The sequence below is a fragment of the Streptomyces violascens genome, assembly GCF_014649955.1.
Classification (GTDB): domain Bacteria; phylum Actinomycetota; class Actinomycetes; order Streptomycetales; family Streptomycetaceae; genus Streptomyces; species Streptomyces violascens.
This window is the reverse complement of record NZ_BMUA01000001.1, coordinates 825928-844068: the sequence shown is the minus strand read 5'-3', so window position 1 is coordinate 844068 and position 18141 is coordinate 825928. Positions and strand designations below refer to the sequence as shown.

Annotated in this window: 14 protein-coding genes; 8 read left to right on the top strand and 6 right to left on the bottom strand. The window is 72.0% G+C overall.

Translation table 11 applies throughout. The features are described 5' to 3' along the window. Positions 1 to 34 precede the first annotated feature (34 nt). Positions 35 to 2416 carry a hypothetical protein gene (locus IE206_RS03920; protein WP_373300856.1) on the top strand — a complete coding sequence of 794 codons (2382 nt, stop codon included), beginning with the start codon at positions 35 to 37 and terminating at the stop codon, positions 2414 to 2416. Here IE206_RS03920 and IE206_RS03915 read toward each other — a convergent pair. From IE206_RS03915 to IE206_RS03900, 4 genes are all read right to left on the bottom strand, one after another. Beyond that, entirely contained in the window at positions 2386 to 4788 is a 2403-nt protein-coding gene (locus IE206_RS03915) for a right-handed parallel beta-helix repeat-containing protein (RefSeq protein ID WP_189960441.1), read from the bottom strand. The genes IE206_RS03920 and IE206_RS03915 overlap by 31 nt on opposite strands. A gap of 113 nt (positions 4789 to 4901) precedes the next feature. After that, positions 4902 to 5507 carry an Rv1733c family protein gene (locus IE206_RS03910; RefSeq protein WP_189960440.1) on the bottom strand — a complete coding sequence of 202 codons (606 nt, stop codon included), beginning with the start codon at positions 5505 to 5507 and terminating at the stop codon, positions 4902 to 4904. 138 nt (positions 5508 to 5645) lie between these two features. Continuing rightward, positions 5646 to 6479 carry an MOSC domain-containing protein gene (locus tag IE206_RS03905; protein WP_189960439.1) on the bottom strand — a complete coding sequence of 278 codons (834 nt, stop codon included), beginning with the start codon at positions 6477 to 6479 and terminating at the stop codon, positions 5646 to 5648. A 57-nt stretch (positions 6480 to 6536) separates the two neighbouring features. Continuing rightward, complete coding sequence (locus IE206_RS03900; protein WP_189960438.1) at positions 6537 to 6989, bottom strand: DUF6643 family protein; 453 nt, start codon at positions 6987 to 6989, stop codon at positions 6537 to 6539. Positions 6990 to 7233: 244 nt separating this feature from the next. Here IE206_RS03900 and IE206_RS03895 point away from each other — a divergent pair, with 244 nt between their 5' ends. Further along, positions 7234 to 8568 (top strand): TerD family protein, encoded by a 1335-nt coding sequence (locus IE206_RS03895; RefSeq protein ID WP_189960437.1) that lies wholly within the window; start codon positions 7234 to 7236, stop codon positions 8566 to 8568. A 6-nt stretch (positions 8569 to 8574) separates the two neighbouring features. Here IE206_RS03895 and IE206_RS03890 read toward each other — a convergent pair whose 3' ends face one another. Next, positions 8575 to 9750 (bottom strand): glycosyltransferase, encoded by a 1176-nt coding sequence (locus IE206_RS03890; RefSeq protein WP_189960436.1) that lies wholly within the window; start codon positions 9748 to 9750, stop codon positions 8575 to 8577. Positions 9751 to 9831: 81 nt separating this feature from the next. On the opposite strand from IE206_RS03890, the gene IE206_RS03885 reads away from it, so the two are divergent. The 6 genes from IE206_RS03885 to IE206_RS03860 all read left to right on the top strand — a co-directional run bounded on the left by IE206_RS03885 (position 9832) and on the right by IE206_RS03860 (position 16374). Then, on the top strand, positions 9832 to 10614 hold the full coding sequence (locus IE206_RS03885; RefSeq protein WP_189960435.1) for a glutamate racemase: 783 nt from the start codon (positions 9832 to 9834) through the stop codon (positions 10612 to 10614). A gap of 46 nt (positions 10615 to 10660) precedes the next feature. Continuing rightward, complete coding sequence (locus IE206_RS03880; protein ID WP_189960434.1) at positions 10661 to 11248, top strand: hypothetical protein; 588 nt, start codon at positions 10661 to 10663, stop codon at positions 11246 to 11248. A 118-nt stretch (positions 11249 to 11366) separates the two neighbouring features. Continuing rightward, on the top strand, positions 11367 to 12983 hold the full coding sequence (lnt, locus tag IE206_RS03875) for an apolipoprotein N-acyltransferase (RefSeq protein ID WP_189960433.1): 1617 nt from the start codon (positions 11367 to 11369) through the stop codon (positions 12981 to 12983). Positions 12984 to 13017: 34 nt separating this feature from the next. After that, positions 13018 to 13500, top strand: a complete 483-nt coding sequence (locus tag IE206_RS03870; protein ID WP_189960432.1) for an NUDIX hydrolase — start codon at positions 13018 to 13020, stop codon at positions 13498 to 13500. 56 nt (positions 13501 to 13556) lie between these two features. Continuing rightward, entirely contained in the window at positions 13557 to 14360 is an 804-nt protein-coding gene (locus tag IE206_RS03865) for a 3-hydroxybutyrate dehydrogenase (protein WP_189960431.1), read from the top strand. 97 nt (positions 14361 to 14457) lie between these two features. Continuing rightward, the gene (locus IE206_RS03860) at positions 14458 to 16374 is read left to right on the top strand and encodes a helix-turn-helix domain-containing protein (RefSeq protein WP_189960430.1); all 1917 of its coding nucleotides are present in this window, start codon (positions 14458 to 14460) and stop codon (positions 16372 to 16374) included. A 48-nt stretch (positions 16375 to 16422) separates the two neighbouring features. On the opposite strand, the gene IE206_RS03855 is transcribed toward IE206_RS03860, so the two are convergent. Continuing rightward, positions 16423 to 17805 carry an MFS transporter gene (locus IE206_RS03855; RefSeq protein ID WP_189960429.1) on the bottom strand — a complete coding sequence of 461 codons (1383 nt, stop codon included), beginning with the start codon at positions 17803 to 17805 and terminating at the stop codon, positions 16423 to 16425. Between the last annotated feature and the right edge of the window lie 336 nt (positions 17806 to 18141).

Here is an 18141-nt window from a genome sequence, read left to right as displayed (position 1 = left end):
CACTGCGCCGGGGCACCCGGATCCGAGATCCTGAATGTCCGTGCCCTTCGCGTCGCCGATCCTGCCATCACGAGAGCGAGTCGCAGAAGTGTCCCGTGCCACACCCGCCGCCCAGGCCGGTGCCCCAGCAGTCGAGAGCGGCGGGCCCGCCCTCGAACTCCTTGTCCACGGCGTCGGGGGCACCACACCGCAGAAGATGCTCGACGCCCCCCGCACCGTGTGCGTCACGGGCGACGACACGGCGGCCATCTACCGCCGCGCCGAGGACACCGACGCCGAGGCGCACCCCGAGCGCTACCGCGACCGCCCGGTGCCCGAGGCGTACGTCTGGTGCAACCTGACCTCCGGCAACAGCGCCCGCGCCCTGTGGCTGCTCCTGCTGCCGTTCATGGTGATCAACCTCGCGCACTGGATGCGGCCGCCCGCCAAGGAACCACACTGGGCGGTCCGGCTGTACGGGGTCCTGGTGCGGCTCATCGCGCTCAGCCTCACCGTGCTCCTGGTCGCCGCCGCCTGCGAGGTCGCGCTCGACCTCACCGCCTGGCAGTGCGCGGGCTCGGCCCCCTGCTCGCGCTCCTGGTACTGGCTGGGCTTCACCTCCGTCGCCCACCACGGCTGGTGGTCCCAGCCGGGCCGCCGCCTCGCCCTCGCGGCACTCGCGCCCGCGGGCCTGACCTTCCTGCTCTGGTACCTCTCCAACCGCACCTGGAGCGCGTACGAATCCCAGCAGCCGCTGAACGCCGAGCCCGCAGACGACCACGTCGAGGCCGTCAAGCCCGCCTTCAGCAGCCCCGGATTCTGGTACGGCAGGCGTCTGGTGGCCCGGCTCCGCGCCGCCCACACCGCCGCCGGGTTCCTGACCACCGCCGCGGGCGTCACGGCCGCCGCGGCGCGTTACGACCGCGCCGCCACCAGCGCCGTCTTCGAGACGCTGGGCCTGCTTCTGGAGTCAACTCTCGCAGTGGCAGGGGTGGTTGTGGTGTGGGTCGTGTGCCGCAGGGGGCGTACCGAAACGCGTCTTGACGAGCAGCTCGACCGGGCCGTCACCGCCTGGCTGCCCGTCTCCTCACTCGCCCTGCTCGCGCTCGCCGTGGTGTATGCGGCCTGGGACCGTGCCGACTGGGTCTCCTCCGGCACCCTGCCCGGCGACCGCTCCTTCGGCTTCCTCGCCTTCGCCCAGGGCGTGTTGATCACCGCCCTGGCGGCCGTGGCCCGGCACCTGCGACGGCGGGCGCCAGGGGAGCGCACCGCCCTGTGCGGACTCGGCGGCCCCGCCGTCGCCATGCTCGCCTGCGCGCTCGGCGGCGTGATGACGGGCGGTGTCGCCCAGCGCGTCGCCGACTGGGTGGACCACGGGGCCATCCACCGGGCGTCCTTCAACGGGCCGCCCGCGCTGCTGACGTGGCAGGCTTCGGTGATCCCCGCCCTGCTGGCCCTGTTGATCCCCGTCGTGCTGTTCTTCGCCGTACGCACCTGGCGCACCGCCCGTGCCGATGCCCCGCGCGTCATGGCCGACTATCCCACCGAACAGCCCGACACCGCCCGCACCCGCCAGATCGCCAGAGCGCGCGCGATGGCCGGGCTCACCGACCACGCCCCCGTCTTCCTCGGCATCGTCTCCGGCGCGTCCCTGCTGCTCGGCGCCGCGGCCCTGGTCGGCGCGTGGTGGACCAGCGAAGTGCCGGAGCAGGCGGCCGACCGGGCGGCCACGCCCATCGCGTTCGCCGCCGACGCGGCCCAGTCGCTCGGCTCCTGGTGCACGGGCTTCGGCTTCCTGCTCTTCGTCACCTGGGGCCGGCGCGCCTACAAGGACGCGGCGGCCCGCCGCACCGTCGGCATCCTGTGGGACGTCGGCACGTTCTGGCCGCGCGCCGCACACCCCTTCGCGCCGCCCTGCTACGCGGAGCGGGCCGTGCCCGACCTCGCCTGGCGGATGAACACCTGGACCGAACGGACCGGCGGCCGTCTCGTGATCTCCGGCCACTCGCAGGGCAGCGTGCTCGCCGCGGCCGCCGTCTGGCAACTGCCCGCAGCCACCCGGCGCCGGGTCGCCCTGCTCACCTACGGCTGCCCCGTCGAGCGGCTCTACGGACGCTGGTTCCCCACCTACTTCGGCCCCGCGCCGCTCCAGGCGCTCCACCAGGAGGTGCACTGCTGGAGGAACCTGTGGCGCACCACCGACCCCATCGGCGGCCCCGTCCTGACCGGCGGCGACGTCGACAGGGGACCGCTGCTCGACCCGCTCGCCTACGGCCGCACCCGCGAACACCCGCTGCCCGCGCCGATACTGGGGCACTCCGACTACCAGGCCGACCCCGCCTTCGGCCGCGAACGGGCCCTGCTCCTGGCCGAGCTGGCGAGCGGGGTGCCGAACCAGCGGGCGGATCAGGGAAGTTCGGGCAGATCGTCCGGATAGAGCAGGGTCAGGTCGTCGGTGCTGGCCTCGGCCAGCTGGGCGACCCGGCCCGCGTGCCGCTCCACCATCGACTCGAACGTCTGGCGCGCGGTGCGCCCGTTGCCGAACGCCGCGCCCCTGGGCAGCACCGTGAAGTACTTCAGGAGGCACTCCGCGGTGCCGGAGCCGAGCCGGTACTCGTGCTCGTCGGCCTGCTGCTCCACGATGCGAAGCAGCTCCTCCGGGGAGTAGTCCGAGAACCTGATGGTCCGTGAGAACCGGGACGCCACACCGGGGTTGACGCTCAGGAAGCGCTCCATCTCCGCCGTGTATCCGGCGACGATGACCACCACCGCCTCACGGTGGTCCTCCATCAGCTTCACCAGCGTGTCGATGGCCTCACGGCCGAAGTCCCGGCCCGAGTCCTCGGGGGACAGGGCGTACGCCTCGTCGATGAACAGCACCCCGCCGCGCGCCCGGTCGAAGGCCTCCTGGGTGCGGATCGCGGTGGACCCGATGTGCTCGCCGACCAGGTCGACGCGCGACACCTCGACGAGATGGCCGCGCTCCAGGACGCCGAGGGATGCCAGGATCTCCCCGTACAGGCGCGCCACCGTGGTCTTTCCGGTGCCGGGGGAGCCCGTGAAGACCAGATGGCGGCGGACCGAGGCCGCCTTGAGTCCGGCCTGCTGCCGCCTGCGGCCGACCTCGATCATGTCGGTGAGCGCCCGCACCTCGCGCTTGACGCTCTCCAGACCCACCAACGTGTCCAGCTCGCCGAGCACCGCGCCCGACGTGCGCGCGGGCTCGGTCAACTGCTCCGCCGCCGGGGACTCGACGGCGCGCGGGCCGGGTACGGCCGAGAGCAGCCCCATGGTCTGCGTCGCGCTCAGCACCGCGGGCGGCTCGGCCGCGCCCGCCTTGGCGCCGCTCTCGTCGCTGGTGCAGTCCTCGACGACCGCGCCGTCCTCCGAGAACTCATAACCGCCGCGCGCGCACCGCTCGGTGCGGCAGCGCGTCAGCGTCGTACGGCAGCCGTCGATGACATGGAAGCCGAAGCCGCCGCTGCCGGTCACCCGACAGCCGTGGAAGGTGCCCCGGCCCTCGGCGGACACGTAGAACCCGGCCTCGGCGGGCGAGGTGACCGTGACGCGCTCGATGCGCGGATCGGCGCCCTTGGTGACGATGACGCCGGTCTGCGCGCCGTCGATGGTGCAGCCCGCGAGCGTGCCGCCGCTGCCGTGGTCACGGAACCAGGCGCCGGTGGACGCCTCCCTGATCCGGCAGTCGTCGAGCTGCGCGGTGGCGCCGTCGCTCACCGACACCGCGGTGTTGCGGACCTGGGTGAGATCACTGTCGACGACGTCGGCGCGCGAGCCCCGGTCGAGCACGAAGATCGCGTCCGGTACGTCATGGACGCGGCAGCCCTCCAGGACCGCGGTGGCTCCGTCGCTGACCCACACCGCCGGATAGTCGCCCGTACTGTCGTGGATCTCGCACTGGTTGGCGTCCACCCGCGTGCCCGGGTCCCACACCGACAGGCCGTTGCGCCCGAAGCGGCGGACCTTGGTGCGGGTCAGCGTGAGCACCGAGCGCGAACGCAGATCGACCGCGTTCTCCGGGATGTCGTGAATGTCGCAGTCGGCGAGTGTGAGCACCGCGTCCGTGTCCAGGGTGATGCCGTCGGCCGAAGTCCGGTGCACCGTACAGTCGGTCAGGTGGGCCGAGGCGCGCGAGGCGATCTGCACCCCGGCGCCCTTGATCTCGTACACCTCGCAGCCGAGCGCCTCGAGACCGCTGCCCTCGCCGCTGACGGCGAGCCCGGCGCCGCTGGAGTGGTGCACCCGGCAGCGTTCGAGGCGGGGGTGGCCGCCGCTGTGCACCGAGACCCCGGACTGGCCGGCCGCGACGACCTCGCACTCCTCGAACACCCCGCCCGCACCGTCGAACACACCGATGCCGACGCCGCCCGGGTTGTCCACCGTGCAGCGCCGCACCGTGGGCCGTGCCCCGCCGCGGACCTCGATGCCCACCGCGGAGCGCGTCACCACCCGCAGATCGACGAGCTCGGGCGCACCGTCCTCCACGAGCAGCGCGGGCGCCGCCGCGTCCTGGCCCTCCAGATACAGGTCCCGCAGGGTCGCCGAGGCGCGCACGGTCAGTGCCACACCGTCGGCCGGCGCGATCCGGACCGAACCGACCGCACCCTCGGGGCCGCGCAGCGTCACCGAATGGCGCAGCACCAGATTCTCCCGGTAGGTGCCCGGGGCGACGGTCAGGACGTCGCCGTCGCCCGCGGCCTCCAGGGCCGCGGCCAGAGAGGCGTACTCACCCGTGCGGCGGCGCCACCTCGACGTGCCCGTGTGCGTCACCTGGACCGTGCCCTGAGCCATGGTGCTGCCGTGCCCCCACCTCGTGCGTACGACCTCGCACACACCTCGACCGTGACCTGGTTTGTGCGACTGATGGTCCACCGTAGCGCGCGCGGGGCCGGTGAGTTGACCGGTCAGCTGCCTGCGCCGGTACGGCCCCAGTCCGGACCGTACCGGGCCCACGCCCGGTCCAGTCGCTCGTACCGCCGGCGTATCAGCCGCCATACGATCAACCGCCGTACGCCCTCGACGAGTCCGGCGGCCGCCGCGGCCGCGCAGATCCCCGAGAACACGGCATGCGTGTCGGCCGCGGACAGTGCCATCGGACGGGGCGCCGGACGCCCGCGGTCGTCGGTCCATATCCGGAAAGTGGCGCCGGGAGCGGGCGCCTTGAGCGGCGAGGCCAGCGTCCCGCTGTGTGAACTGCCGTCGTACGCAGTCCAGTTGGCGACCACACGGGTGCGGATGGCGCGGCCCATCGAACCGTCGGGCTCGGAGACCGGCGCGTGCTGCTCGGCCCGGCGCACCACCACCGCCGAGGTCACATGCCGGTGCCGGCGCTGCTCGGTGACCGCCTGGCGCAGGCTCGTATCCGTGAGGGAACCGCAGAGCACCCCCACCGCCGGCGCGGCGAACACCATGAGCACCAGGGCCACGAGCGCCAGCCAGGCCTCCGCGAAGTCGGTGCGGCGGCGCAGCGGATTGTGCCGCCAGCGCCACACTCCCGTAATGGCTCGCACGCGCCACGCACCCCCTTCCGCTTCATGCCGCCCCGGCGGGCCGGCCTGCGCGCGGGTGGCACGAACAGGGATCTGATCCACCCGGCTTGCCCTGTCCAACGCCTCTGCTACCCACAGGAGTTCCCGCGTGGCGCAGAGCTATGCGAGCACCTTCAGCGCGTCACCGATGCGGATGATGCCGGTGTCCTCCGGGATCACCAGGACGCCGAACGCCAGCGAGCGGCCGATCCGGCGGTGCCGGGCCAGGGTGCGCAGCGGCTCCTTGCCGCGCTCCGCGGTGGCCTGGTCGGTGGTGGTGATGACGCAGCGCCCGCAGGGCTTCGCCACCCGAAAGGTGACCTCGCCGATCGATATCCGTGACCAGGTGTCCTCGGCCCATGCCTCGGTGCCGTCGATGACGACGTTGGGCCGGAACCGGTTCATCGGCAGGGGGCCCTCGGCGGGGTGGCCACCTTGTGCGATCAGCGCGTTGAGGGCGTCGAGCGAGGCGCGCGTGGCGATCTGGAGCGGGTATCCGTCGGCGAAGCTGACCGTCTCGCCGTTCGGCGCGTACTTGGGGTTGATCGTCCTGCGGCGCGCCGGATCGTCCAGGTGCATGAGCCGCACCTCGGTGCCCAGATAGGCGCTGAACCACGCGTGGGCCTCGTCGGCGGCGGTCACCGCCTTGAACTTGTTGCCGAAGAGCGTGACGCCCACGGCGGCGATCGGCTCCGGCGGCTCGACGACCAGATCGTCGCGCCCCGGCGCGGAAAGCCGCACGCCTCCGCCCGGCAGTGTGGCGGCACTGCTCAGGGCGAGGCCCGGCCGCTCGCGTTGAGTGACGGCCGTGCCCTCTGTGTCCACCAGCATCCAGCGACGGTCCCCGGCGAGCCCCCATGGCTCGACCGCCGCTTGCGCTGTGTCGTATCCCCCGACCGACTTGACGGGATGAATGCGCATCCCGTGGACAACCGCATCAAGTCCGTTGCTCATAAACACATTCTGCCAGCCGCCTCGGACAAGCGTCCGGGCGGCCGGTCCCGCCCTTGATCAGTACCCGGTGCCCTGATAGGGCCGGTTGTACGGATCCTCGTACGGCGCGGGCGCCGGCCGGGGCGCTGCGGGGCGCATGGCCTCGTACCCGGTGCCCATCGGCCGCTGCGGCACGGCCTGCTGCCCCTGATAGCCGCGCGGGGCCGAGGTCTGCTGCGGGATGTACGGGGCGGGCGCGTGCTGCAGCGGCGTCGGCTGCGGCATCTGCTGCTGGTACCCGTACGACGAGGCGTAGGAGGGGCTCTGCTGCGAAGGGGCGGCCGGCAGCGCGGGCAGCGCCGACGGAAGCGCCGGCAGGTAACTGCTGCCGGTGTCATAGAGGGAAGGCACTCGGATCGGGGCGATCTGAGGCGTACCCCGTTCTGCGACGAGGGAGTCGTAGATGGGGGTGTCCGGGAAGAACGGCGCGGAGTAGTAACCGCCGCCATAGGTGGAGCGGGGGGAGGTCATGGCACATAAGTTAAGCCCACGATGTGGTCGTTGGGGAGCCCGATAAGAGGGTTGTTTCGCGTGTTCGGAGTGGCTGGGCATCATCAATGTGAGCGAACTTGGGAAAATCGGTCGCGCCGGGGCGTTGGAATCCTGTAAAGGGCAAGGTCATCCGGGGTTACCGGCGGGTGGACGGGAGAGGTGCCGGGTGGCCGACCGGGCACTAGGTTGACGGTGCAGAAATCTTTTGGCACCGCGGCGAGTGATGGGGGAGAGCATGTCCATGCTTAAAGGAGCCAATGTTCCGGTGCCTGCGCACTCGGTACGCGTCGAACTGGCCTGGCGGTCGGGACCCGGTGTCCCCGACGTGGATGCCTCGGCTCTCCTGCTGGCCGCAGGACGGGTCCGCTCGGACGCCGACTTCGTCTTCTACAACCAGCCCACCCACTCCTCGGGCGCCGTACGCCACGAAGGCAAGCGGTCCGGTCCCGACACCGTGACGGACACCCTGGTCATCGACCTCGCGCGGGTGGAACCGGCCGTCGAGCGCGTCGTGGTCGCCGCCTCCGCCGACGGCGGAACCTTCGGCCGCGTCCCGGGCCTCGGCATCCGCGTCCTGGACGCGGCCACCGGCGCAGAGCTCGCGCGCTTCGACAGCCAGGACGCCACCGTCGAGACCGCGTTCATCCTCGGTGAGCTCTACCGCCGCCAGGGAGCCTGGAAGTTCCGCGCGGTCGGCCAGGGCTACGACAGCGGACTCGAAGGCCTGGCAACGGACTTCGGGATCACCGTCGACAAGCCTCAGCAGCCGCCCGCCGCGTCCCCCGTGCAGGCGCCCTTCACCCCGGTGCCGCCTCCCGCCCAGGCCGCCTACACCCCGCCCCCGTCGCCCGTATGGCCCGAGCCGGCCGCCCGGATTCCGGCGCCCCCGACCGCTCCGCCGTTGACGCCGCCGTCACCGGTGCGCCTCTCCAAAGTCACCCTCACGAAGGACACGCCCAGGGTTTCGCTCGCCAAACAGGGCGGCACTTCGGGCGCGATGCGGGTGAACCTCAACTGGCAGAGCCGCAAGCAATTCAGCGGCTGGGGCGCCAAGTTGGGCCGCGCCGCAGCCAACCACTCCGATCTCGACCTCGACCTGTGCGCCCTGTACGAGCTCTCCGACGGCCGCAAGGGCGTCGTCCAGGCCCTGGGCAACGCCTTCGGCGCGCTCCACCAGCCCCCGTACATCCACCTCGACGGTGACGACCGTACCGGCGCCGTCGAATCGGGCGAGAACCTCACCGTCAACCTCGACCAGAAGGACAAGTTCCGCCGCCTGCTGATCTTCGTCACCATCTACGAGGGCGCCCGCAGCTTCGCCGACCTGCACGCCACGGTGACCCTCCAGCCGCAGTTCGGCGCGCCGATCGAGTTCTTCCTCGACGAATGCACCGTCCCCTCCACGGTCTGCGCGCTCGCCCTGATCACCAACAACAACGGCGACCTGGTCGTCCAGCGCGAGGCCCGTTACCTGGTGCCCGCGCGCGGCGTCAGCCCGCAGCGCACCATCGACCAGGCCTACGGCTGGGGCATGAACTGGACGCCCGGCCGCAAGTAGCCCGCGTCACCGCTGCTCGGGTGCGGCCTCGGGCCGGGCGTAGGTGCGGCCCTTCCAGGCCGCACCCCGCCCCCGGTAGTGCTGCACCGCCGAGTCGACCGTCATCAGCAGGTAGAGCAGCGCCGTGAACGGCAGGGTCGGGGCCAGCGCGAGCGGCTGACGGTAGTGGCGGAGCATCGGCAGATACGTTCCGGTCATCACCAGCCAGGCAAGACCGCCCGCCCACGCGGCCCCGGCACTCCCGGCCGCCAGGCCCGCGGCGAACGTGACCGGCGGTGCCAGATAGACCAGCGCCAGACCCGCGACGGTGCCGAGCAGCACCAGCGGGTTGTGCCGCAACTGCGCGTACGCACTGCGCGAGACCATCCGCCACAGGTCGGCGAGGAGCGGATAGGGGCGCACGCTGTCGACCCGGTCCGCGAGGCCCAGCCACACCCGCCCGCCGGACGTGCGCACCGCGCGCGCCACGGACACGTCGTCGATCACCGCCTGGCGCACCGCGTCCGGAATCCCGGCCCGTACGGCAGCCTCCGTACGGAGGAGCACGCAACCACCGGCGGCGGCCGTGGCACGCGGCCTGCGGGCGTTGATCCAGCGGAACGGATACAACTGCGCGAAGAAGTACACGAACGCCGGGACGATCAGCCGCTCCCAGCCGCTCGCCACCCGCAACCGGGCCATCTGCGACACCAGGTCGAAGCCGCCGCCGCGGGCCGCGGCGACCAGCTCCCGCAGGCTGTCCGGCGCATGCGCGATGTCGGCGTCGGTGAGCAGGAGGTACTCCGGCTCACGCGCCCGCGCGAGCGCGATGCCATGGCGCAGCGCCCACAGCTTGCCGGTCCAGCCCGCCTCCGGCTCACCCGGAGACACCACCGACAACGGCAGACCTCCGCACCGCTCGGCGAGGGAACGGGCGAGCTCGCCGGTGCCGTCCGAGCTCCCGTCGTCCACCAGGAAGATCTCCGCTCGGCCGGGATAGTCCTGCGCGAGCAGCGAGGGAAGGCTCGAAGGCAGCACCTCCGCCTCGTCGCGGGCCGGCACCACCACCGCGACATCCGGCCAATGTTCGAGTGCCGCTCGGGGCGGCAGCCGCTGGTCGGTGCGCCAGAAGAAGCCCTGCCCGAGCAGCAGCCAGAGCCAGACGACCAGGGACACCGAGGCGATCCATACAAGGGCGCTCATCCGCCGCAGTCTGCCCCACATCCCGTACTCCACACGGGACCTCGGCCCCTTCCGCCGGGGCCCGTCGACTATGGTGACCGGGTGAAGATCGCGCTCATGGACTCCGGAATCGGCCTGCTCGCCGCGGCCGCGGCGGTACGCCGGCTACGGCCCGACGCCGAACTCGTGATCTCGAACGACCCCGACGGCATGCCCTGGGGCCCGCGCACACCCGAAGGCGTCGCCGAGCGCGCCCTCGCCGTGGCCAGGGCCGCCGCGGCCCTGGAGCCGGACGCCCTGATCATCGCCTGCAACACCGCGTCCGTGCACGCCCTGCCCGCGATCCGCGCAGCCCTGGAACCCGAGATCCCGGTGATCGGCACCGTTCCCGCGATCAAGCCCGCCGCGGCCGGCCGCGAGCCCTTCGCGATCTGGGCGACCCCGGCCACCACCGGCAGCCCCTACCAGCGCGGCCTGATCCGTGAATTCGCCGACGGCGTCCCCGTCACGGGGGTGCCGTGCCCCGGCCTCGCCGAGGCCGTGGAGCACGCCGACGACGCCGCGATCGACCGGGCCATCGCTGTGGCCGCCGCCCTCACGCCGCCCGAGGTAAGGACCGTCGTCCTGGGCTGCACCCATTACGAGCTGGTCGCCGAACGTATCCGTATGGCCCTGCGCCCGGACGGCGGCCCGCTTACCTTCTTCGGCAGTGCCGAAGCCGTGGCCGCCCAGGGCCTGCGCCGGGCCGGGATCATGCCCGCACCGGACGCGGCCCAGGTCGGAGGCCTGACGGTGCTGCTCAGCGGCCGCACCGGCGCCCTGCCCGATGTCGCCCTCGCCTACCCCGAAGGCCGCCTGCTCCAGGCCGTCAGCCCCGCTCGCTGAGCGCTGCACGGTGCCACGGCAGCGGAACCTGAGTACGCTGCTACTCATGAGGGAACCGTCCCCGGAGTACCCCACGCCCCCCGAGTCGCAGCACGGATCCGGTGCCGCCGAACAGGCGCCAGAGGTCTGGACCGGCCGGGCGACCAACCGTGTCCAGTGGCTGCTCGCGGCCGGTGGAGCGGCCTGCATCGCGCTCGGCGTCGAGCTGGCCGTCGACTCGAACTGGACGTCCGGCATCGCGCCGCTCCTGATGTCCGTCGTCGGCTGTCTGGCGGCCGGGCTCCTCGTGCTCTTCGGGACCCTCGCCTTCGTCCACGTGGCGGTCACGGTCGACGGCGACTGCCTGGAAGTGCGCTGCGGCCACATCGGGCTGCCGCGCCGCAGGATCCCCCTCGACCATGTGGTCGGAGCCGACTTCGTGCCCCGCGTCACCCCGCGCCAGTGGGGCGGCTGGGGCTACCGCTGGCGCCCCGAGATCGGCACCGCCGTCGTGGTACGCCGCGGTGAGGGCGTGGCGCTCAAGCTCGGCGACGGCCGCGTCTTCACCGTCACCGTCGACGACGCCGAAGCGGCGGTCCGCGTCATCCGCGACCGGCTGCGCCTCCTCGGCACCACGAAGGCCGCCGAGGCCTGACCTCCCGGGCTGGATGCCGCAGAGCCCGGTGCTGAAGTCCGTCCGGGCCTGACGGAGTCCCCACAGGCTCCGAGACCGGACTCCCCGGTACACAGCCACCCGCCGTAGACTCCGCCGGGTGAGCACCACCGAAACCCCCACAACCGAGCCGGAACAGCTCGGACCGCAGCCTGCCGCGCCCTCGCGGCTGCGGGGACTGCTGAACCGTCTCGCCCGGCCCGCCGTGGCCGCGCTGGCTGGGGTGCTCCTGTACCTGAGCTTCCCGCCGAGGCCCCTGTGGTGGCTGGCGCTGCCCGCGTTCGCCGTCCTCGGCCGGCTCCTGCGCGGCCGCAGCTGGAAGGCGGGCCTCGGCCTCGGCTACCTCTTCGGCCTCGGCTTCCTGCTCCCGCTCCTCGTATGGACCGGGGTGGAGGTCGGCCCCGGGCCCTGGCTGGGGCTCGCCGCGATCGAGGCGCTGTTCATCGGGGCGGCCGGGGCGGGTATGGCGGTGGTCTCCAGGCTTCCGCTGTGGCCTGTGTGGTCCGCCACCTTGTGGGTAGTCGCCGAGGCGGCCCGCGCCCGCGCGCCGTTCGGGGGTTTCCCCTGGGGCAAGGTCGCCTTCGGACAGGCCGACGGGACCTTCCTGCCCCTTGCCGCCCTGGGCGGCACGCCCGTGCTCGGCTTCGCCGTGGTGCTGTGCGGTTTCGGCCTGTACGAATGCGTACGGCAGGCGCTGCGGCTCCGGAGCACCGGCAGTGTCCGCAAGGGAGCGGCGGCGGCCGCACTGCTCACGGTCGTCGTGCCGGTCGCGGCGTCCTTCGGCGCCCGCGGCCTGGTCAGCGACTCCGCCGAGGACGGCACCGCGACCGTCGCCGTGATCCAGGGCAATGTGCCCCGCCTCGGCCTCGACTTCAACTCCCAGCGCCGGGCCGTGCTCGACTACCACGTACGCGAGACACTGCGGCTCGCCGACCGGGTCAAGGCCGGCAAGGAGCCGCAGCCCGACTTCGTGCTGTGGCCCGAGAACTCCTCCGACGTCGACCCCTTCGCCGACGACGACGCCCGCGCCGTCATCGACCAGGCCGCCAAGGCCATAGGCGCCCCCATCTCGGTCGGCGCGGTCGTCGGCGGCTACGGCGCGAAGCTCTACAACGAGCAGGTCCAGTGGGACCCCAAGCTGGGCCCCGTCGCAACGTACGACAAGCGGCAGATCCAGCCGTTCGGCGAGTACATCCCGCTGCGCGGACTCATCAACACCTTCGCCCCCGGCTACACGTCCATGGTCCGCGAGGACTTCAACCGCGGCACCAAGCCCGGCCTGTTCACCATGGCCGGCACCAAGGTCGGCATCGCCACCTGTTACGAGGCCGCCTTCGACTGGGCGGTGCGCGACACCGTCACCTCGGGCGCCCAGCTGATCTCCGTACCGAGCAACAACGCCACCTTCGACCGCAGCGAGATGACCTACCAGCAGCTCGCCATGTCCCGGGTGCGGGCCGTCGAGCACAGCAGGACCGTCACCGTTCCGGTCACCAGCGGGGTCAGCGCCGTGATCATGCCCGACGGCAAGGTCGTCCAGAAGACCGCCATGTTCACCCCCGCCTCGCTCGTCGCCAAGGTGCCGCTGCGCTCCTCGCAGACGCCTGCCACCAAGCTGGGCACGCTGCCCGAGTGGGCGCTCGTCGCGGCCGCCGCCGCGGGCCTGGCCTGGGCGATCACCCGGTCCGTGCGGGGGCGTCGAGGCAACGGGAGCTGACTGGCCGGATCCGGACGGCCGTTAGGGTCGGAGCATGGCAACTCCTGACTTCATTCAAGACATCCGGGCCCTCGCCGGGCACCAGCTGCTCCTGCTGCCGGGTGTGAGTGCGATCGTCTTCGACGACGAGGGCCGGGTCCTGCTCGGCCGCCGGGCGGACAACGGCAAGTGGTCGACGATCGGCGGCATTCCCGAGCCGGGGGAGGAGCCCGCCCACACTGCCGTGCGCGAGGTGTACGAGGAAACCGGCGTACGGTGCGTCGCCGAGCGGGTGGTGCTCGTGGAGGCAGGCAAGAGCACTATCACCTACCCCAACGGCGACCAATGCCAGTTCATGGACATCACCTTCCGCTGCCGGGCCACCGGAGGCGAGGCCCGCGTCAACGACGAGGAGTCCCTCGAAGTGGGCTGGTTCGCCATGGACGCACTGCCGAAGCTCAGCGAGTTCGCGCTGTTCCGCATCAAGCAGGCACAGTCGGACAGCCCCACATGGTTCCAACCCAGCACTGGGCTCTGAAGTATGTGCGCTGACCACATGGGTGGGTGAGGGGCGGCCTGCCTAGGGTCGAGACCATGACCCCGCCCCTCGCCCCCGCAGCCCTCCCGCACTCCGTCACCGTCGACCTGGGCGGACGCACCGTGCTCGTCACCGGCGCCGCGGGCGGCATCGGCCGGGCCTGCGCCGTGCGGCTCGCCGCCGCCGGAGCCAAGGTCAGGGCGGTCGACCGGGACGCGGAAGGCCTCGAAGAGCTCGCTGCTCAGGGCGCCGGACTCGACGGCACCGTGGAACCCGTCGTCCTCGACCTGACCGACCTCGACGCCGCCGAACAGGCCGCCGCCGGAACGGACATCCTGGTGAACAACGCCGGACTCCAACTGGTGCGCCCCATCGAGGAGTTCCCGCCCGAGGCCTTCCACACCGTCCTCACCGTGATGCTGGAAGCCCCGTTCCGGCTGATCCGGGGCGCGCTGCCCCACATGTACGGGCAGGGGTGGGGCCGCATCGTCAACCTGTCGTCGGTACATGGTCTGCGGGCCTCCGCCTTCAAGTCGGCCTATGTGTCCGCCAAACATGGCCTCGAAGGCCTCTCCAAGACCGCCGCCCTGGAAGGCGCCCCCCACGGGGTCACCTCGAACTGCGTCAACCCCGGATATGTGCGTACGCCCTTGGTGCAGCGGCAGATCGCCGACCAGGCGGCGGCACACGGCATCCCCGAGGAGCAGGTGCTCACCGAGGTGCTGCTCAAGGACGCGGCACTCAAGCGGCTCGTCGAACCGCACGAGGTCGCCGAAGCGGTCGCCTATCTCTGCACTCCGCAGGCCTCCTTCATCACCGGTACTTCGCTGGCCCTGGACGGCGGCTGGACCGCACACTGAGCGTCGGCGCCTGCCCGTTCTCCCGCTTGTTCTGCACCCCTCAAGAGTTGTCCACAGGCCTGGCGAGGCCGCCCACCCGGCAGGTATCCCTGTGACCATGTCCCACGACCAAGCGCATCCCCACGACCACCCCGAAGTTTCCTACCTGGCACTCCTCGCCCGGGGCGCGCCCACCGAGGCGTACGACCGCCCGGCGCTCCTCGCCCGCGCCGACGGCGCGCCACCCGAGGCGCTCGCCGGCCTGGAGGCCGCGAAACAGCTCGCCCTGCGCGTACGGGCCGACCTCGAAGGGCGCAGACGCCGCGAGGCCGAGCTGTCCGCCCTGTTCGAGACCGCCCACGACCTCGCCGGCCTGCGCGACCTGGACGCCGTACTGCGCGCCATCGTGCAGCGGGCCCGCTCGCTGCTCGGCACGGAGGTCGCCTACCTCAGCCTCAACGACCCCGCAGCGGGCGACACTTACATGCGGGTCACCGAAGGCTCCGTGGCCGCCCGCTTTCAGCAGCTGCGCCTCGGCATGGGCGAGGGGCTCGGCGGGCTCGTCGCGCAGACCGCCCGCCCCTACGTCACCTCCAGCTACTTCGCCGACGAACGCTTCCAGCACACCAGCACCATCGACACCGGCGTACGCGACGAGGGACTCGTCGCCATTCTCGGGGTGCCGCTCATGCTCGGCAGCACCGTCATCGGGGTGCTCTTCGCGGCCGACCGGCACCCGCGGGTCTTCGCACGTGAGGAGATCGCCCTGCTCGGCTCCTTCGCCGCGCACGCCGCCGTCGCCATCGACACCGCCAACCTGCTGGCCGAAACCCGGTCCGCACTGGCCGAGTTGGAGAAGGCCAACGAGACCGTCCGGGACCACAGCGCGGTCCTCGAACGGGCGTCGGAGGTCCACGACCGGCTCACCGAACTGGTGCTGCGCGGCGGCGGAGTCCACGACGTGGCCGACGCGGTGTCCGAAGTCCTCGACGGCATGGTCGAGTTCGCCGACCCCGACTCGGCACACACCGCCGTCCTGCGCCTCAGCGGCACCGACGGCCACGCGATCCGCCACGGCGAGGACTGGCTCGCCGGAGTGTCGGCCGGAGGTGAACTCCTGGGTGCGCTGGTCCTGCACGGCCAGCCGGGCCTCGACCCCGTCGACCGGCGCACCCTGGAACGGGCCGCCCTGGTCACCTCGCTCCTGCTGCTCAACCGGCGCTCGGCCGGCGAGGCCGAACAACGCGTGCGGGGCGAGCTGTTGGACGACCTCTTGGACGCGCCGGGCCGCGACCCCCGGCTGCTGAGCGAACGCGCCACCAGGCTGCGGGCCGACCTCGACGCCCCGCACGTGGTGATCGCCGCCCGCATCGACGGCCTCGACCCGGGCACCGCCGCCCGCCGCACCGCGGACCGCCGGCGCATCGGCTCCGCCGCCGCATACCTGGCCGCGACCCGGCACGGCCTGGCCTCGACCCGCGACGGCGGTACGGTGCTGCTCCTTCCGCTCGGCCCGGGCGACACCCCGGCCGAGGTCGCCCGGCAGACGGCGAAACAGCTGAGCGGCGCCCTCCACGAGCCCGTCACGGTCGGCGCGTCCGCCGCCGTCGCGGCCCCCGCCGTGACACCCTCCGCGGTCGCCACCGCGTACGCCGAGGCCCGCCGCTGCCTGGAGGCGCTGCGGCTGCTGGGCCGCTCCGGTGAAGGGGCCGCGGCCCAGGACCTCGGCTTCCTCGGCCTGCTGCTCGCGGACACCCGGGACATCGGCGGGTTCGTCGACCGGACGATCGGCGCGGTCGTGGCGTACGACAGGAAACGCAGAAGCGACCTGGTCCGCACCCTCGACACGTACTTCGCGAACGGCATGAGCCCGGCTCGCACCAAGGAGCGTCTGCACGTCCATGTGAACACGGTGGCCCAGCGCCTGGACCGGATCGGCCGCCTCCTGGGCCCCGACTGGCAGACGCCCGCCCGCGCCCTGGAAATCCAGCTCGCCCTGCGCCTCCATGTGGCGGCGCCGGCCATGACGCCGTGAAGGGTGGGGCGGCACCACACTGCCACTCCACCCAATTCCCCTCCCTTGTCAGGCAGTTCGGGCATCCACCCCGCGTGCGGATGTGGCGGGAACACCCTGTGCGGCGCTGTCCACACACTCCAGATCCCGCTCCCGGGTCTCCTTCGCACACCCGATGGCGACCACGGTGAGCAGTACGGCCGCGATGACGTACAGGGCGATCGGCGTCGACGTGCCGTAGTCGGAGAGCAGCGCCGTCGCGATCAGCGGCGCGGGCGCACCGGCCGCCACGGAGGAGAACTGCGCACCGATCGAAGCGCCCGAATAGCGCATCCGGGTCGCGAACATCTCCGAGAAGAACGCCGCCTGTGGCGCGTACATCGCCCCGTGGAAGACCAGGCCGACAGTGACGGCGAGGATCAGGTTTCCGAAGCTGCCGGTGTCGATCAGCGCGAAGAACGGGAACATCCAGGCGCCGACGCCGAGGGCGCCGATCAGATACACCGGCCTGCGCCCGATCCGGTCCGAAAGGGCGCCCCACGCCGGTATCACCACGAAGTGCACGGCGGAGGCGATGAGTACGGAGTTGAGCGCCGTCTGCTTGGCCATCCCGGCCGAGGTGGTCGCGTACACCAGGATGAAGGCGGTGATCACGTAGTAGCTGATGTTCTCCGCCATCCGGGCTCCCACGGCGACCAGGACATCGCGCCAGTGGTCCCGCAGCACCGCGACGAGCGGCAGCTTTTCGGTGACGCTGTCCGCCTTGCGGGCCTCGGCCTGCGCCAACGCGGCCTTGAACACCGGCGATTCATCCACTGACAGCCGGATCCACAGGCCGACGAGGACGAGCACACCGGACAGCAGGAACGGTATGCGCCAGCCCCATGCCGTGAACGCGTCGTCGCTCAGCAGTGCGGTGAGCGCGGAGAGCACACCGGCGGCGAGCAACTGCCCGGCGGGCGCGCCGGTTTGGGGCCACGAGGACCAGAACCCGCGCCGCCGGGCATCCCCGTGCTCCGACACGAGCAGCACGGCCCCGCCCCACTCGCCGCCCAGCGCGAACCCCTGCACCAGCCGCAACGCCGTGAGCAGCACGGGAGCCGCGGCCCCCACCGTGGCGTGGGTGGGCAGAAGGCCGATGCCGAAGGTGGCCCCGCCCATCATGAGCAGGCTCACCACGAGCAGCTTCTTACGGCCGAGCCGATCCCCGAAGTGCCCGAACACGAGCGCCCCGAGCGGCCGCGCCGCGAACCCCACGGCGTACGTGAGAAAGGAGAGCAGCGTGCCGACGAGTGGCGAGGACTCGGGGAAGAACAGCTTGTTGAACACGAGCGCGGCGGCCGACCCGTACAGGAAGAAGTCGTACCACTCGATGGTGGTGCCAATCAGGCTGGCGGCGACGATGCGCTTGAGGTTGGTGGCGGGTGGGGGAGCGGTTGCGGGGGAGGACATCGGCACCACTTCCTGGCATTCGACGGGGACGTCTTCGTGTCGCCATACCGTAGGAACGTGCAGGTCAGCGGCGTATGTGGTGGGACACCATAGTTCTGGTCGGTGGAGTGCGCGCGTCCACCATGGAGGTGGTCCCGGCCTGTCCGGTGTATCGCCTTCTTGCAGAGTTCGGCCGACCCGGACCTCGTCCCAAAAGAACGCGGATCATCGGCCTGTACGCCGCCCCGCCACCCGACGCGACGGTGATCTGCGCGGACGAGCTCGAGCCGGTGATCCCGTGGACCTTTGCACCCGGACCGGGCTGGTCGCCGGACGGACACCGGATCAAGTCCGAAC

Bases quoted from the DNA above. Each gene is read 5' to 3' on its own strand.
- IE206_RS03920 (WP_373300856.1), top strand. From the start codon at position 35: ATGTCCGTGCCCTTCGCGTCGCCGATCCTGCCATCACGAGAGCGAGTC.
- IE206_RS03915 (WP_189960441.1), bottom strand. From the start codon at position 4,788: ATGGCTCAGGGCACGGTCCAGGTGACGCACACGGGCACGTCGAGGTGG.
- IE206_RS03905 (WP_189960439.1), bottom strand. From the start codon at position 6,479: ATGAGCAACGGACTTGATGCGGTTGTCCACGGGATGCGCATTCATCCC.
- IE206_RS03900 (WP_189960438.1), bottom strand. From the start codon at position 6,989: ATGACCTCCCCCCGCTCCACCTATGGCGGCGGTTACTACTCCGCGCCG.
- IE206_RS03895 (WP_189960437.1), top strand. From the start codon at position 7,234: ATGGGGGAGAGCATGTCCATGCTTAAAGGAGCCAATGTTCCGGTGCCT.
- IE206_RS03890 (WP_189960436.1), bottom strand. From the start codon at position 9,750: ATGAGCGCCCTTGTATGGATCGCCTCGGTGTCCCTGGTCGTCTGGCTC.
- IE206_RS03880 (WP_189960434.1), top strand. From the start codon at position 10,661: ATGAGGGAACCGTCCCCGGAGTACCCCACGCCCCCCGAGTCGCAGCAC.
- IE206_RS03870 (WP_189960432.1), top strand. From the start codon at position 13,018: ATGGCAACTCCTGACTTCATTCAAGACATCCGGGCCCTCGCCGGGCAC.
- IE206_RS03865 (WP_189960431.1), top strand. From the start codon at position 13,557: ATGACCCCGCCCCTCGCCCCCGCAGCCCTCCCGCACTCCGTCACCGTC.
- IE206_RS03860 (WP_189960430.1), top strand. From the start codon at position 14,458: ATGTCCCACGACCAAGCGCATCCCCACGACCACCCCGAAGTTTCCTAC.
- IE206_RS03855 (WP_189960429.1), bottom strand. From the start codon at position 17,805: ATGTCCTCCCCCGCAACCGCTCCCCCACCCGCCACCAACCTCAAGCGC.